A 14,334-nucleotide genomic window follows, 5' to 3' on the forward strand; every position below is an offset into this window, starting at 1 on the left:
AGGGTGCGAGCCGCAAGCCGTGCCCGCAGCACACACGCGTGCGTCTCGGGCGCCGGTTGCATCCGGCCCGCACGCGCGCGTACCTCTCAGGCGCCGGGAAAGCCGGCTCGGGCAGCGTGCACGCGCGCGTGGTCGGGCGTCACCGTGTCAGTCGTCATCGTCCTCCAGCCAGCCGAAGCTCTTCTCCACTGCCTTGCGCCAGTTGCGGTACTCACGCTCGCGCACCGCGTCCTCCATGGACGGCGTCCACTCGGCGTCCTTCTTCCAGTGCGCCTTCAGCTCGTCCAGGTCGTTCCACACCCCGGTGGCCAGCCCGGCGGCGTAGGCCGCGCCCAGGCAGGTGGTCTCGGAGACCTCGGGCCGGATCACCGGCACCCCGAGCACGTCCGCCTGGTGCTGCATGAGCAGGTTGTTCTTCGTCATGCCGCCGTCGACCTTCAGGCTGGTGATCTCCACGCCCGAGTCCTGGAACATGGCGTCGACGACCTCACGGGTCTGCCAGCTCGTGGCCTCCAGCACCGCGCGCGCGAGATGCGCCTTGGTCACGTACCGGGTCAGCCCGGTGACGACACCCCGCGCGTCCGAGCGCCAGTACGGCGCGAACAGCCCGGAGAACGCGGGCACGATGTACGAGCCGCCGTTGTCCTCGACGCTCGCCGCGAGCGGCTCGATCTCGTCGGCCGTGCGGATGATGCCGAGCTGGTCGCGGAACCACTGCACGAGCGCACCGGTGATCGCGATGGCGCCCTCCAGGCAGTAGACCGGAGGCTCGTCCCCGATCTTGTAGCCCATCGTCGTCAGCAGCCCGTTCTTGGAGGGCACCGGCCGGTTGCCGGTGTTGAGCAGCAGGAAGCTGCCCGTGCCGTAGGTGTTCTTGGCGCTGCCCACGTCGTAGCAGGCCTGCCCGAACACGGCCGCCTGCTGGTCGCCCAGCGCCGAGGCCACGGGGACGCCGCCGAGCTGGCCGATGGCTGTGCCGTACACCTCCGAGGAGGAGCGGATCTCGGGCAGCACCGCTTCCGGCACGTTCATCGCGGACAGGATCGACTGGTCCCACTGGAGGGTCTCGAGGTTCATCAGCATGGTGCGCCCGGCGTTGGTCACGTCGGTGACGTGCTGTCCGCCGTCGGTGCCGCCGGTGAGGTTCCAGATGAGCCAGGAGTCGATGGTGCCGAAGGCGATCTCCCCGCGCTCGGCGCGAGCCCGCAGGTCGGGCACGTTGTCGAGCAGCCAGGCGGCCTTGGGCCCGGAGAAGTAGCTGGCCAGAGGCAGTCCGGTCTGCTCGCGGAAGCGGTCCTGCCCGTCGGATCCGCCCAGTTCGCGGCAGAGTCCGGCGGTGCGGGTGTCCTGCCACACGATGGCGTTGTGCACGGGCTTTCCCGTGGCGCGGTCCCACAGGACGGTCGTCTCGCGCTGGTTGGTGATGCCGAGGGCGCTCAGCTGGTCGGCGCGCAGCCCGGCCTTGGCGACTGCCCCGGCGACCACCGCCTGCACCTTCGACCAGATCTCGGTGGCGTCGTGCTCGACCCAGCCGGGCTTCGGGAAGATCTGGCGATGCTCGCGCTGGTCCACGGCGACGATCTCGCCGGAGTGGTTGAAGATGATGCAGCGGCTCGATGTGGTGCCCTGGTCGATGGCGGCGACGTATTTGTCGGCGTTGTCCGTCATGGCTACCCCTTGCGCTTCGGCTCAGCAGGCTGGGTGGAGGACGGGGCCCGCTCCTTGCCGGCAGCGGGCCGGCGCCGGATTCCAGGTGCCACTCCGCTCGGAGTCGCGGTGCCTTCGCTGCTCATGGCGGCTCCCGGGTCCGGCCGATGATCAACCTCGGTGCTCCGTGCAGGGTGCGCTTTCCCGTGGCGGCTTGTGTCGCGGGCGAGGCACCTGGGCGCCCCGTCCGGCGTCCGCCCGTGACGAGCGTGCCGTCGCAGCCGACCCGCCCCGAGACAGGCCTGGTACGCAGAGAGCCCACGCGGCACGGTGCGTGATTCGCCGAGAATGTACGGCGATGTCGGCTGACAACGGGAAGTCTTCCCCGGTGCTCAGGGAGCGTCAAGGCGAGCGACCGCACGCGTTCGACCCCTCACGGTGCGACATCGCCCGCCTGTTCGATCGACGGGCCCGGCACCGACGGGCACCCCGCGCCCCCGCCCGGCTTCCTCGTCCTCACACGCCGCTGGAAGGCACCCCGCGGCCCCCCATGCCCCTCCTGAAGCCTTCATGGCCCTCTTCCGCGCCCGAAAGCGCCCGAAAGCCCTCAAGACGCCACCGGAGCCTCCTCGGTGCCGCGCAGAACCTCATGGCCGGCCAGCCCGGCTCGGCCCAGCACCCAGCTCGCCCCGCGCAGCGCCTTGGCGGCCTGCTTCAGCGGCGCCAGGGACGCCGCCGCCTCCCGGTGGTCGCCGACACTCCCCGGCGCGCACACCACCGTCGCCAGGGACAGCGTGACCGGCAGGCCGCCCGCCGCCCACGGCGCGTCCAGCACGGCCGCCGCCAGCGCACCGAGACCCTCCGGATCGGCGAGCACCAGGAAGTCGTCCCCGCCGATGTGCCCCACGCGCGTGGCGCCGGACGCGGCCCGCTGCAGCGCCCGCCCCACCGATCGGATCAGCTCGTCGCCCGCCGCGAACCCCGCCCCGTCGTTGACCTGCTTGAAGTGATCGACGTCCAGCCAGCTCAGCGCGAACGCCCGTCCGGCCGCGATCCGGCGGTCCACCTCGCCGGTGATCGCGTCCGACCCCGGCAACCGGGTCAGCGGATTCAGCCCGGCGGCCTCCTCCACGCGGCTCTCCGCGAGCGCCCGCACCAGGTCGGCGAGGCGTACGACGCCCACGCAGCGCCCGCCCCCGTCGACGACGGCGACATCGTCCGAGGTACGGTCCCGCCCGCCGACCGCCACGACGTCCAGCACCTCCCACGCGGTGGCGTCGATCCCCACCGTGCGCGGGAGATCCCCGAGCTTGGCCGCCGGACGGTCGGCGTACAGGGCGTGGCCGTACCGCCCGGACATCGTCAGCAGGAACCGCGAGCGGTGCACCGACCGCACCGGCAACCCCGCCCGGTCCACCAGCAGCACCCCCGACACGTCGGGCGACCCGGTCAGCAGCGCCCGCACCTGGCCCGCGGAGGCGTCGGCGGGCAACAGCGCTGCCGGGCGGACGAACTGCCGGACCGGCGGGCCCGAGCGGGGCACCGGGACAAGGCCGGGGGAGCGGGGCGGCACGTAGACGTCCGCGGCGGGCAGCCGAGCCGGCGGCGCGAACAGCTCGCCCTGCGCCAGCTGCGCCCCCGCCGCCAGCGCCGCGGCGCACTGGGACTCGGTCTCCACGCCCTCCACGGCCAGCAGGGCGCCCAGTTCGTCGCACAGCGTCCGCATCGCCCGCACCGCCGCGGGCCGCGCCAGCAGGGACGCGTCGAGCTTCATCAGCTCGGGGGAGAGGTCCGTGAGCAGCCGCAGCGGAAGATCCCCGTCCCCGACCCCGTCGGCGCTGATCCGGAAGCCCTGGCGGCGCAGCACGCTCACGGCCTCCAGCAGGGCGCGTTGCGGCACGTGCGTGTACGGCGGGCCGATGTCGACGGTCACTTCCCAGGGCAGCCGGCCGGCCTGCCGTACCGCGTCGTGCAGCGCGGACAGTCCGCCGAGGTCGGCCAGGGTCGCGGCGAAGACGTTCACCTGCAGCGGCAGCAGCGTCTCCTTGTGCACGGCGGCCCGGAACGCCGACACCGCGAGCTGTCCGTCGAGTTCGGGGTCGCGGCGGGCCTCGGCCAGGATGTCGCCGGCCTCCGGGCGGGCGAGGATCTCCAGGCCCGCGACCCCGCCGGTGGTGAGGTTGACCACCGGTTGGAAAGCGAAGCGGAGAGTATCCGTCCAGGAGCGCACGGGAGCATGATGGCGCCACGGGAGCGCGCCCACGCGCAGTTCATGAGACGTTCACGCAGGATTCTGAAGCGATCACTCAGCGTAGGAGGTGGCGCCCCGCCCCCGCGCGGACGGCGGGAGATGTGGGTAATCGGCCCCCGCCGGCCCGGCTACCTGGTAGATGCAAGGGGCATGACACGACTGCCCCGTCTGGCGCGTGCGCTGATCACCGCGCTCACCGCCCTGCTGACCGTGCCCCTCGCCTCCGTCACGGCCCGGGCGTCCACCGAACCCAAGGCCCCCGCGGACTTCGTCGCCCTGAGAGCCGTCGACCCGACGATCATCCAGGAGATCCGTTACTTCACGCCGCACAACTTCGTGGGCGCACGCATCGACGGCTACGAGCAGCCGATGTGTATCCTGACGCGGCCCGCCGCCCAGGCGCTCCACGCGGCGCAGCAGAAGCTGCTGCGGGAGGGCTACAGCCTCAAGGTGTACGACTGCTACCGGCCGCAGCGCGCCGTCGACCACTTCGTGCGGTGGGCGAAGGACCTCGACGACCACCGCATGAAGGCCGAGTTCTACCCGGACGTCGACAAGACCCGGCTGTTCGCCGACGGGTACATCGCGGAGAAGTCCGGCCACAGCCGCGGCTCGACCATGGACCTCACGATCGTGCGGCTGCCCGCCAGGCCGACGCATCCCTATGTGCCGGGGCAACCTCTCGTGCCCTGTTACGCCCCCAAGAAGGAACGTTTTCCGGACAACTCCATCGACATGGGGACCGGATTCGACTGTTTCGACACTCTTTCGCACACCCTCGATCCGCGCGTCCAGGGCGAGCAACGCGCCAACCGGCTGCTCCTGAAAAGCACCCTGGAGAGCCTCGGGTTCGTCAACCTCGCCGAGGAGTGGTGGCACTACACCTACAAGCCGGAGCCCTACCCGGACACCTACTTCGACTTCCCCGTGTCCGCCAAGTCGCTGACGAAGGCACGGCCGGCCCGCTGAAGCCGGCTGTGAAGACACCGCCGACCCCTGGAAGGCGGCCTGCAGGCACAGTCAAGTGACCGAAGTCGACGCCCTCTCCGATCGGATACAGTCCGCGCGTGTCCGAAATTCAGCACTCCACTTCCAACTCCGGTCCCGGCTCCCACTGTTCGAGCTGCGGCGCGCCCTACGGAGAGGGCGTCACCGGCTGGCCGCGCATCTGCTCCGGCTGCGGCACGGTCGCCTACCGCAACCCGCTGCCCGTGGCGATCGCCCTCCAGCCCGTGTACGACACACAGGGCACCGCCCTGATCGTGATCACCCGGACCGTCGAACCCGCGCGCGGGGGCATCGCCCTGCCCGGCGGCTACGTCGACGACCGTGAGGACTGGCGGCAGGCCGTCGTCCGCGAGCTCAAGGAGGAGACGGGCATCGACGCGGCCGCCCGCGACGTCCGCCTCGTCGACGCCATGAGCTCCCCCGACGGCCACCTGCTCCTGCTCGGACTGCTGCCCGAGCGCCCCGTCGACGGCCTTCCGCCCTCGGCGGCCACGGACGAGACGCAGGGCTGGCAGCTGCTGCGCCGCCCGGAGCACCTCGCGTTCCCGCTGCACACGGCGGCCGTACGGGCGTGGTTCGAGGGCCGCTACGTCTGAGCCGTGGCGCCCCGCGCACCGGGACGTCAGCCCCCGGACAGGCCCCGCACCCGGACCGGAAGGGACGGTTCGCGCAGGCCGTCCGGGCCTTGCAGCTCCACGACCACGCGCGTGCCCTCCCAGCGGGTGACGTACCGCTCGATCTCCGGCTCGCCCCAGCCGTCGCCGCCGCCGGCCACCACGAGCCCGCCCCCGGAACGGCCCGGCGCAGGAGCCCAGACCTCCAGCGCCGGCCGCCCGTCGTCACCGCGCACCGCCATCACGGCACCCGCGCGTGCCAGCACCGGGATCCGCGACAGCGGCGCGTCGAGCAGCACCTGGCCGGCCCCCTCGTACGCGCGTCCCGTGGCCGTGTCGTACCAGCGCCCACGCGGCAGCCGCACCGTGCGCCGCTCCGTCCCCGGGTCGAGCACCGGCGCCACCAGCAGGCAGTCGCCCAGCAGAAAGGCGTCCTCGCAGCCGCGCAACGCCCGGTCCTCCGGGGCGCCCCACCACAGGGGGCGCACATAAGGAGCTCCGGTACGCCGGGCCAGGTGCGCCAGCGTCATGAAGTACGGCAGCAGACGCCGCCGCTCGACGAGCGCCACGCGCGCGTGCTCGAGCACGTCGGCCCCGAACTCCCACGGCTCCCTGCGCCCCGCGTCCTTACGCGCGTGCGTGCGGAACAGCGGCAGATAAGCGCCCAGCTGGAACCACCGCAGAAACAGCTCCGGTGACGGGCTGCCGTCGAACCCGCCGACGTCCGGACCCGAGTACGGCACCCCGCACAGCCCCAGGCCGAGCACGAGCGACAGCGACGCCCGCAGCCCGGGCCAGCCCGTGGCGACGTCACCGGACCAGGCCCCGCCGTACCGCTGCATCCCCGCCCACCCCGAACGTGAGAACAGGAACGGGCGCTCGCGCGGTGACAGCTCGCGCAGCCCCTCGTGCGCGGCACGCGCCATGCACAGGGCGTAGACGTTGTGCGCCTCGCGGTGGTCGCCGCCGCTGCCCTCCAGGCAGTGCCGGGCCGACCGCGGCAGCGTCGACTCGCCGAACGCGGTGAACGACGTCGGCTCGTTCATGTCGTGCCAGAAACCCACGAAGCCCTGCGCCAGCCGCTCCGTGTACAAGCCGCCCCACCACTTGCGCACGCGCGCGTGCGTGAAGTCCGGGAACACCGCGTCCCCCGGCCACACCACCCCCTCGACGAGCCGCCCCGAGGCGTCCCGCACGAACACGTCCAGGTCCACGCCGCTGTCGTACACCTCATTGCCCGGAGCGGCCTTGACGGCCGGGTCCACGATCGAGACCAGCCGGACCCCGTCCCGGCGCAGCTCCTCGGCGAGCTTCGGCAGCGCCGGGAAGCGCTCCGGGTCGACGGTGAACACCTGGTGGTCGTCGTAGTGGTCGATGTCGAGGTGGACCGCGTCGAGCGGCAGACCGCGCTCCCGGTAGCCCGCGACGATCCGCCGCACCTCCTGCTCGCTGCCGAAGCCCCAGCGTGCGTGCTGGTGGCCGAGGGCCCACGCCGGCGGGAGCGCGGGCGCCCCGGTCAGCGAGGCCCAGACGAGCAGCACGCGCGCGGGAGTGCCCACCACCACCCAGCAGCGCAGCGGGCCGCCCTGCATGCGCAGCTCGCAGACCCCGGCCCGGTCGTGCCCCGAACCGGCTCCCTCCTCGCCCTCGCGCAGGGTCACCGTCCCGTCCCAGGAGTTGTCGTGGAACAGCAGGTGCGTCCCCGCGTCGGCCACCACCACCTGCACCGGCATCGTGATGTACAGCGGGTCGTCACCGGTGGAGAACGCGTGTCCGGGATCGGTGTTCCACAGGCGGTACGTCCCGTCCCGCAGGCGGGGGCCGCCCGCTCGGCCGCCGAGGCCGAAGAACCGTGCGTCCGGGGCGACCTCGGAGCGCACCATCCAGCGCCCCGGCCCACCGCCGGCCGGCTCCCACCACCTGGGCGGATCCTCGCGACGCAGGGGCACCCCGCCGGGCGTACGGATCTCCACGGCGCCGTGCCGCGAGACGGCGACCGTCACCCGCTCGGCCACCACCCGCCAGCCGCCCTCCTTGTCCGGCTCCAGCGACGCCCGCGAGTCGGGCTCCGGGGAGCGCCCCGCCAGGCCGTACGACGGCTCCGCGCCGGCCCCGTCCCAGCCCCAGAACGCGGCCCCGTTGCCCGCGACGAGAATGCGCAGCTCGGAGCGGTCGAAACGGATGACACCACCGCCCGGGCCCGGCTCCACCTCCCGGATAGTGCCGGGCACCCGCGCCCGCTCGGCCCCGCGCCTCGGCAGCCCCGCGGCGTCGACCCGCCGCCTGCGCCACGCCGCCCGCACGGCACGCAAACCCTGGGCTGTCCGCACCGAACCGACCAGCTTCACCGAACGCACCAGGTCACGACCGTCCATGCTGCTCACCCTGCCATTGACCGCCCCGCGCGGGTGCGTCGTTCAACTGCCGTTCACCCGTGATCGGACCACATCTTCACGACACGAACTATGTGCGGCGAACCCTGGTGCAGAAGACGATCACATGGCATCGTCCGTTCCAGCCGCGTCACGCGCACACCCCAGCTCGTGCGCGGACGGACGCACACGACGCGCACAGCCCGGGAGCCGCCCCCATGACGACCGTGAACCCGCAACCGCTCTGGCAGCCGGATCCGGAGCGCATCGCACAGGCCCAGGTGACCAGGTTCCAGACCTGGGCGGCCGAGCACCACGGCGCACCGGCCGACGGCGGCTACCCCGCGCTGCAGCGCTGGTCCGTCGACGACCTCGAAGCCTTCTGGACGGCCGTCACCCAGTGGTTCGACGTACGGTTCGCCACCCCGTACACGCGCGTGCTCGGCGACCGTGCCATGCCCGGCGCCCAGTGGTTCCCCGGGGCGACCCTCAACTACGCCGAGCACGCCCTGCGCGCCGCCGCCGACCGCGCCGACGCACCGGCGCTGCTGTACGTCGACGAGACCCACGAAACGCGTCCGGTGACCTGGGGCGAGCTGCGCCGCCAGGTCGGCTCCCTCGCCGCCGAACTGCGCGTCCTCGGCGTACGCCCCGGGGACCGCGTCAGCGGCTATCTGCCGAACATCCCGCAGGCCGTGGTCGCCCTGCTCGCGACGGCCGCCGTCGGCGCCGTGTGGACCTCCTGCGCTCCCGACTTCGGCGCGCGCAGCGTTCTCGACCGCTTCCAGCAGGTCGAGCCGGTCGTGCTGTTCACGGTCGACGGCTACCGGTACGGCGGCAAGGAGCACGACCGCCGCGAGACCGTCGCCGAACTGCGCCGCGAGCTGCCCACCCTGCGCGCCGTGGTGCACATCCCGCTGCTGGGCACCGAGGCTCCCGACGGTGCGCTGGAGTGGTCGGCGCTGACCGCGGCCGACATCGAGCCGGTCTTCGAGCAGGTGCCGTTCGACCACCCGCTGTGGGTCCTGTACTCCTCCGGCACGACCGGTCTGCCCAAAGCCATCGTCCAGTCGCAGGGCGGCATCCTGGTCGAGCACCTCAAGCAGCTCGGCCTGCACTGCGACCTCGGCCCCGAGGACCGCTTCTTCTGGTACACCTCGACCGGCTGGATGATGTGGAACTTCCTCGTCTCCGGCCTGCTGACCGGCACCACGATCGTGCTCTACGACGGCAGCCCCGGCTACCCCGACACCGGCGCCCAGTGGCGGATCGCCGAACGGACGGGGGCCACCCTCTACGGCACGTCGGCCGCCTACGTCATGGCCTGCCGCAAAGCCGGCGTGCACCCCGCGCGGGACTTCGACCTCTCCCGCGTGCGGTGCGTCGCCACCACGGGCTCCCCGCTGCCCCCGGACGGCTTCCGCTGGCTGCACGACGAGGTGCGCGACGACCTGTGGATCGCCTCGGTCAGCGGCGGCACGGACGTGTGCTCCTGCTTCGCGGGCGCCGTCCCGACCCTCCCGGTGTACATCGGCGAGCTCCAGGCCCCCTGCCTGGGCACCGACCTGCAGTCCTGGGATCCCAGTGGCCGGCCCCTGACCGACGAGGTCGGCGAGCTGGTCGTCACCAACCCGATGCCCTCTATGCCGATCCGCTTCTGGAACGACCCCGACGGCAGCCGCTACCACGACAGCTACTTCGACACCTACCCCGGCGTGTGGCGCCACGGAGACTGGATCACCCTCACCTCCCGGGGCTCGGTGATCATCCACGGCCGCTCCGACTCCACCCTGAACCGCCAGGGCGTGCGCATGGGCTCGGCCGACATCTACGAGGCCGTCGAGCGCCTGCCGGAGATCCGCGAGTCCCTCGTCATCGGCGTCGAACAGCCCGACGGCGGCTACTGGATGCCGCTGTTCGTGCACCTGGCCCCGGGCGCGGTGCTCGACGACGCCCTCACCGACCGGATCAAGCGCACGATCCGCGAGCAGCTGTCCCCGCGCCACGTCCCCGACGAGATCATCGAGGTGCCGGGGGTGCCGCACACCCTCACCGGCAAGCGCATCGAGGTCCCCGTCAAGCGCCTGCTGCAGGGCACCTCCCTGGAGAAGGCCGTCAACCCCGGCTCCATCGACAACCTCGACCTCCTGCACTTCTACGAGGACCTGGCCCGCAAGCGCGCCTGACGGCCCCCGGGATCAGCGCCTGCGGTCTCAGCCCCCGCAGGTGGCCTCGGACTCGCCCAGCACAGCGGCGAAGTCCGAGGCCGGCCGCGCCGCATCGGCGCTCTCCAGCTCGGCGACCGAGATCCGCACCCCCCGCAGGCGCCGCCAGCCGGAATCGGCGCCGGCCGCGACCCACCAGCCGGGCCTCGCGTCGCCGCGCGTACGCTCCACGCGCGCGTGCCACCAGCGCGCGTGTTCCGGGGTCCGTCATCAGACCGTGCGCCGTCTCCTGCAACAGGTGCCTCACCCACCCCGACGTCAGCAGCAACCGACCGTCGTGCCGGGCCAGCGCCACCGGATCGCGGGCCGCAGCCGCCCAGTGCAGGTCGGTCCCCAGGAACTTGCTGACGGTCCGCGCATGCACCCAGCGCCCGATCCCCGAGGCGGTGAGGGTCCACTACGCCGTGGCGACGGTCCCCGGACTCACGCCCAGCTCGTCCGCCAGCCGCCGCACCGGAGGCAGCGCGGCGCCCGGCGCCCAGGTTCCCTCGCCCACCTGTCCATCGCCCTGACCTGCGCGATCCAGCACCGGCTCGGCCGCGACCGACTCGGCCGGACCCCGTTGTCAGTGCCCCCGGTTACGGTGAGTGAGCACTGATCGACTGCGCACAGGGGGAAACATGGCGCACACCGACCGCCGGACCATGCGACGCGTCCTTCGCCGCGAAATCGCCGGCACCATCGGCCTGCTCACCGACGAACACGACTTCCGCGCCATGCGGCGCTATCGCAGCTTCACCTTCGACGACCACACCGCCTACCTGCGCGAGGTGGAATCCCTCCTCAAGACCCGCGCCACCCAGGGCGGCCACACCACCGTCACTCTCTTCGACCCCGAGGAATACGCCGCCTACTGCACCGAGCGCGGCCTGGACCCCGACAACCCCTCCCACCGCACCCGCTTCACCGCTGAACTCGCCACCACCGGCCCCACCATCCCCTACGAGGGACAACCGCTCACCGAACTCGTCCCCGCCCTGGTCGACGAGGCAGTCCGCCAGGCCACCTGGGAGTACGCCGCCACCCTGCTGGCCCGCCTCGGCAACTGCGCCTCCTGCGGCGAGGACATCGGACGCGCCGCCTTCGCGCACGCTTCCAGGCTTCTCATGCGCGTCCTGGACACCGCACCGCCCGGCAACCGGCATCTCGTCTGCAGCGTCTCCGGCCCACCGGAAACCCTCCTCGCCGTGCTCCACGCCGAACAGGACGACGACGGCGCCACCCAACTCGACGAAGCGGAAGCCCTCGAGTTCACCACCGTCCTCGCACTGGGCCTCGCCACCGACGGACCCGGTGGCCTCGTCATGCGCACCAGCGCACCCGGCACCCCCGACCGCATCTACGGATGGCGGATGCGGGCCGACACGCTCCGCCCGCTGACAGCCGGCGAGGTCTTCGACGCCTACTGCACCGACGCCGAGACCGGCGACCTCGTCTCCCCCGAGTCCGACGTCGACTACTGCGAACCGCCCGACCTGGGCGAGGACGAGACCCCTCACCACCACCGGCCCTGAGGACCGCTCCAGCACAACGCCCCCGCACAGCGCGAAGGGGCGCCCCGCCCGAAAGCGGAGCGCCCCTCCCTACACACAGGTGCCTGACGCGGCTACTCGCCCGACAGCACCGCCTGAGCCGCGGCGCGCGCCTCCTCGGCACTGTCCGTGGCCCGCGCGGCCGCGGCGGCCCGTTCGCACTGCGCGAGCGTGTACTTCGCCAGGGTCGCCCGGACATAAGGAATCGACGCCGCACCCATGGAAAGGGACGTGACACCCAGACCGGTCAGCACACACGCCAGCAACGGGTCGGACGCGGCCTCACCGCAGACACCGCAGCTCTTGCCCTCGGCCTTGGCCGCCTCGGCGGACAGCGCCACCAGGTCGAGCAGCGCCGGCTGCCACGGGTCCTGCAGACGCGACACCGCGCCCACCTGACGGTCCGCGGCGAACGTGTACTGCGCCAGGTCGTTCGTCCCCAGCGACAGGAACTCGACCTCCTGCAGGATCGAACGCGCCCGCAGCGCGGCCGACGGGATCTCGACCATCGCGCCGAACTTCGCCCGCAGCCCCGCCTCACGGCAGGCGTCGGCGAACGCCTTGGCGTCGATGCGGTCCGCCACCATCGGGGCCATGACCTCGAGGTGGACCGGCAGACCCTCGGCCGCCTTCGCCAGCGCCGTCAGCTGGGTGCGCAGCACCTCGGGGTGATCGAGCAGGGTCCGCAGACCCCGCACGCCCAGCGCCGGGTTCGGCTCGTCGGCCGGCGTCAGGAAGTCCAGCGGCTTGTCGGCACCCGCGTCCAGCACCCGCACGACCACACGGCCCTCGGGGAACGCCTCCAGCACCTGCCGGTAGGACTCGACCTGCTTCTCCTCGGACGGCGCCTGCTTGCTGTCGTCCAGGAACAGGAACTCGGTACGGAAGAGCCCGACACCCTCGGCACCGGCCTCCACCGCGGCGGCCACATCCGCCGGACCGCCGATGTTGGCGAGCAGCGGCATCTTGTGCCCGTCAGCGGTGGCGCCCGGACCCGTCGCGGCGGCCAGCGCGGCCTTGCGCTCGGCCGCAGCAGCCTCCAGCTGCGCCTTCCGTTCCTCGGTCGGGTTCACGAAGATCTCCCCCGTGCTGCCGTCGACCGCGATCAGCGTGCCCTCGGCCAGCTCACCCGCGCCGGGCAGCGCGACCACGGCCGGCACCCCCAGGGCACGCGCCAGGATCGCGCTGTGGCTGGTCGGACCGCCCTCCTCGGTGACGAAGCCCAGAACCAGCGTCGGGTCCAGCAGCGCCGTGTCGGCAGGAGCCAGATCCCGGGCCACGAGCACATACGGCTCGTCGCTGTCCGGCACACCCGGCATCGGCACCCCGAGCAGACGGGCGACGATACGATTCCGCACGTCGTCGAGGTCGGCCACCCGGCCGGCCAGGTACTCGCCCGCCGCGGCCAGCAGCTCCCGGTACGAGGCGAACGCGTCGTACACCGCGCGCTCGGCCGTGCTGCCGACAGCGATACGACGGTCCACGTCCGCCATCAGCTCCGGGTCCTGGGCCATCATGGCCTGGGCCTCGAGCACGGCCTGGGCCTCGCCCCCCGCCAGGTTGCCGCGCGCCATCAGGTCGGCTGCCACAGCCTCCACGGCCTTGCGGGCACGCCCCTGTTCGCGCTCCGCATCCTCCGCCGGGATCTGCTTCGCCGGCGGTTCGAGCACCGCCGTTCCCATGTGCCGAACCTCGCCGATCGCCACACCGTGGCTCACGCCGACGCCTCGCAGCGTTGTCTCCATCTCACCCGTCTCCGATAGTGCGGCGGGCCCCGCCGCCGCGGTGGTTGTCCTACCAGCCGTCACAGGGACGGCGCTGACGTCACTGCCAGACGAAGAGGCTGTCGCCGGTCTTCAGGTCGCCGTCCTCACGCAGCTCGTGGAGCGCCTCGGCCGTGGCCTCCAGGGCGACCACCGGGCAGATCGGAGACTTGCCGGCGGCTTCCACAGCGGCGGGGTCCCAGCGCACGACGGCCTGGCCGCGCGTGACGGTGTCCCCCTTGTTGACGAGCAGCTCGAAGCCCTCGCCGTTCAGCTGCACGGTGTCGATGCCGAGGTGCGTGAGCACGCCGTGTCCGCTCTCGTCGACGACCACGAAGGCGTGCGGGTGGAGGGAGACGATGACTCCGTCCACCGGCGCGACGGCCTCGGAGGCCTCACGGTCGGGGTCGATCGCGGTACCCGGGCCGACCATGGCCCCGGAGAAGACCGGATCCGGCACGGCCGCCAGTCCGATGGCACGTCCGGCAAGAGGGGACGTCACGGTGGTCATGGGAAACCTCCCAGGGGTGGAGATCAAAAGGGCCGTCTCGCCTGTCCCGGACGGCGCACTGAGCAGCAGGGTATGTCATAGGTAGTACCGGTTCCGCATGAGAGATCCCAATAGAGGTCTAGACCACATCTCCCACGGATTTGCACCCGCTCCACGGCCCCGTGTACAGTCGTACTCCTGCAACGGGCTGAGCGATGCGAACGAGCGTCATCGCCCGAGCAGCACCCCAACTTGTCAGATCCTATCCTGGATCACCTTCTGCATGCCTGCAGGACGGTGGTCGGGGGGCCGGAAAAAGCCTGGTAGAGTTGGAAACACCGAAGGGAAGCCCGGAGGAAAGCCCGAGAGGGTGAGTACAAAGGAAGCGACCGTTCCTTGAGAACTCAACAGCGTGCCAAAAGTCAACGCCAG

General features: G+C 72.1%; 11 protein-coding genes. 4 read left to right on the forward strand and 7 right to left on the reverse strand.

Annotated features, from left to right (window positions below):
• Positions 1–147 precede the first annotated feature (147 nt).
• Positions 148–1,668 carry a glycerol kinase GlpK gene (glpK, locus tag AC0B9F_RS34575; RefSeq protein ID WP_472009281.1) on the reverse strand — a complete coding sequence of 507 codons (1,521 nt, stop codon included), beginning with the start codon at positions 1,666–1,668 and terminating at the stop codon, positions 148–150.
• A gap of 586 nt (positions 1,669–2,254) precedes the next feature.
• On the reverse strand, positions 2,255–3,877 hold the full coding sequence (locus tag AC0B9F_RS34580) for an EAL domain-containing protein (protein WP_472009282.1): 1,623 nt from the start codon (positions 3,875–3,877) through the stop codon (positions 2,255–2,257).
• Positions 3,878–4,048: 171 nt separating this feature from the next.
• Here AC0B9F_RS34580 and AC0B9F_RS34585 point away from each other — a divergent pair, with 171 nt between their 5' ends.
• Both AC0B9F_RS34585 and AC0B9F_RS34590 read left to right on the forward strand, forming a co-directional pair.
• On the forward strand, positions 4,049–4,867 hold the full coding sequence (locus tag AC0B9F_RS34585) for a M15 family metallopeptidase (protein ID WP_472009283.1): 819 nt from the start codon (positions 4,049–4,051) through the stop codon (positions 4,865–4,867).
• Between the two features lie 98 nt (positions 4,868–4,965).
• Positions 4,966–5,502 (forward strand): NUDIX domain-containing protein, encoded by a 537-nt coding sequence (locus AC0B9F_RS34590; RefSeq protein ID WP_472009284.1) that lies wholly within the window; start codon positions 4,966–4,968, stop codon positions 5,500–5,502.
• 26 nt (positions 5,503–5,528) lie between these two features.
• Here the strand turns inward: AC0B9F_RS34590 and AC0B9F_RS34595 are convergent, their stop codons facing one another.
• The gene (locus AC0B9F_RS34595) at positions 5,529–7,895 is read right to left on the reverse strand and encodes a glycoside hydrolase family 31 protein (protein WP_472009285.1); all 2,367 of its coding nucleotides are present in this window, start codon (positions 7,893–7,895) and stop codon (positions 5,529–5,531) included.
• Between the two features lie 215 nt (positions 7,896–8,110).
• Here AC0B9F_RS34595 and AC0B9F_RS34600 point away from each other — a divergent pair, with 215 nt between their 5' ends.
• The gene (locus tag AC0B9F_RS34600) at positions 8,111–10,078 is read left to right on the forward strand and encodes an acetoacetate--CoA ligase (RefSeq protein ID WP_472009286.1); all 1,968 of its coding nucleotides are present in this window, start codon (positions 8,111–8,113) and stop codon (positions 10,076–10,078) included.
• 27 nt (positions 10,079–10,105) lie between these two features.
• On the opposite strand, the gene AC0B9F_RS34605 is transcribed toward AC0B9F_RS34600, so the two are convergent.
• Both AC0B9F_RS34605 and AC0B9F_RS34610 read right to left on the reverse strand, forming a co-directional pair.
• Positions 10,106–10,288, reverse strand: a complete 183-nt coding sequence (locus tag AC0B9F_RS34605; protein WP_472009287.1) for a hypothetical protein — start codon at positions 10,286–10,288, stop codon at positions 10,106–10,108.
• Positions 10,289–10,514: 226 nt separating this feature from the next.
• Positions 10,515–10,646 carry a GntR family transcriptional regulator gene (locus AC0B9F_RS34610; RefSeq protein WP_472009288.1) on the reverse strand — a complete coding sequence of 44 codons (132 nt, stop codon included), beginning with the start codon at positions 10,644–10,646 and terminating at the stop codon, positions 10,515–10,517.
• 91 nt (positions 10,647–10,737) lie between these two features.
• Between AC0B9F_RS34610 and AC0B9F_RS34615 the strand changes: the two genes are divergently transcribed.
• On the forward strand, positions 10,738–11,631 hold the full coding sequence (locus AC0B9F_RS34615) for a hypothetical protein (protein ID WP_472009289.1): 894 nt from the start codon (positions 10,738–10,740) through the stop codon (positions 11,629–11,631).
• 92 nt (positions 11,632–11,723) lie between these two features.
• Here AC0B9F_RS34615 and ptsP read toward each other — a convergent pair whose 3' ends face one another.
• Positions 11,724–13,394, reverse strand: coding sequence for a phosphoenolpyruvate--protein phosphotransferase (gene ptsP / locus AC0B9F_RS34620; RefSeq protein ID WP_472009291.1), 1,671 nt, complete (start codon positions 13,392–13,394; stop codon positions 11,724–11,726).
• A gap of 79 nt (positions 13,395–13,473) precedes the next feature.
• Entirely contained in the window at positions 13,474–13,923 is a 450-nt protein-coding gene (locus tag AC0B9F_RS34625; protein WP_472009292.1) for a PTS sugar transporter subunit IIA, read from the reverse strand.
• Positions 13,924–14,334: the final 411 nt, after the last annotated feature.

The sequence above is a fragment of the Streptomyces sp. NPDC097129 genome, from assembly GCF_055668065.1.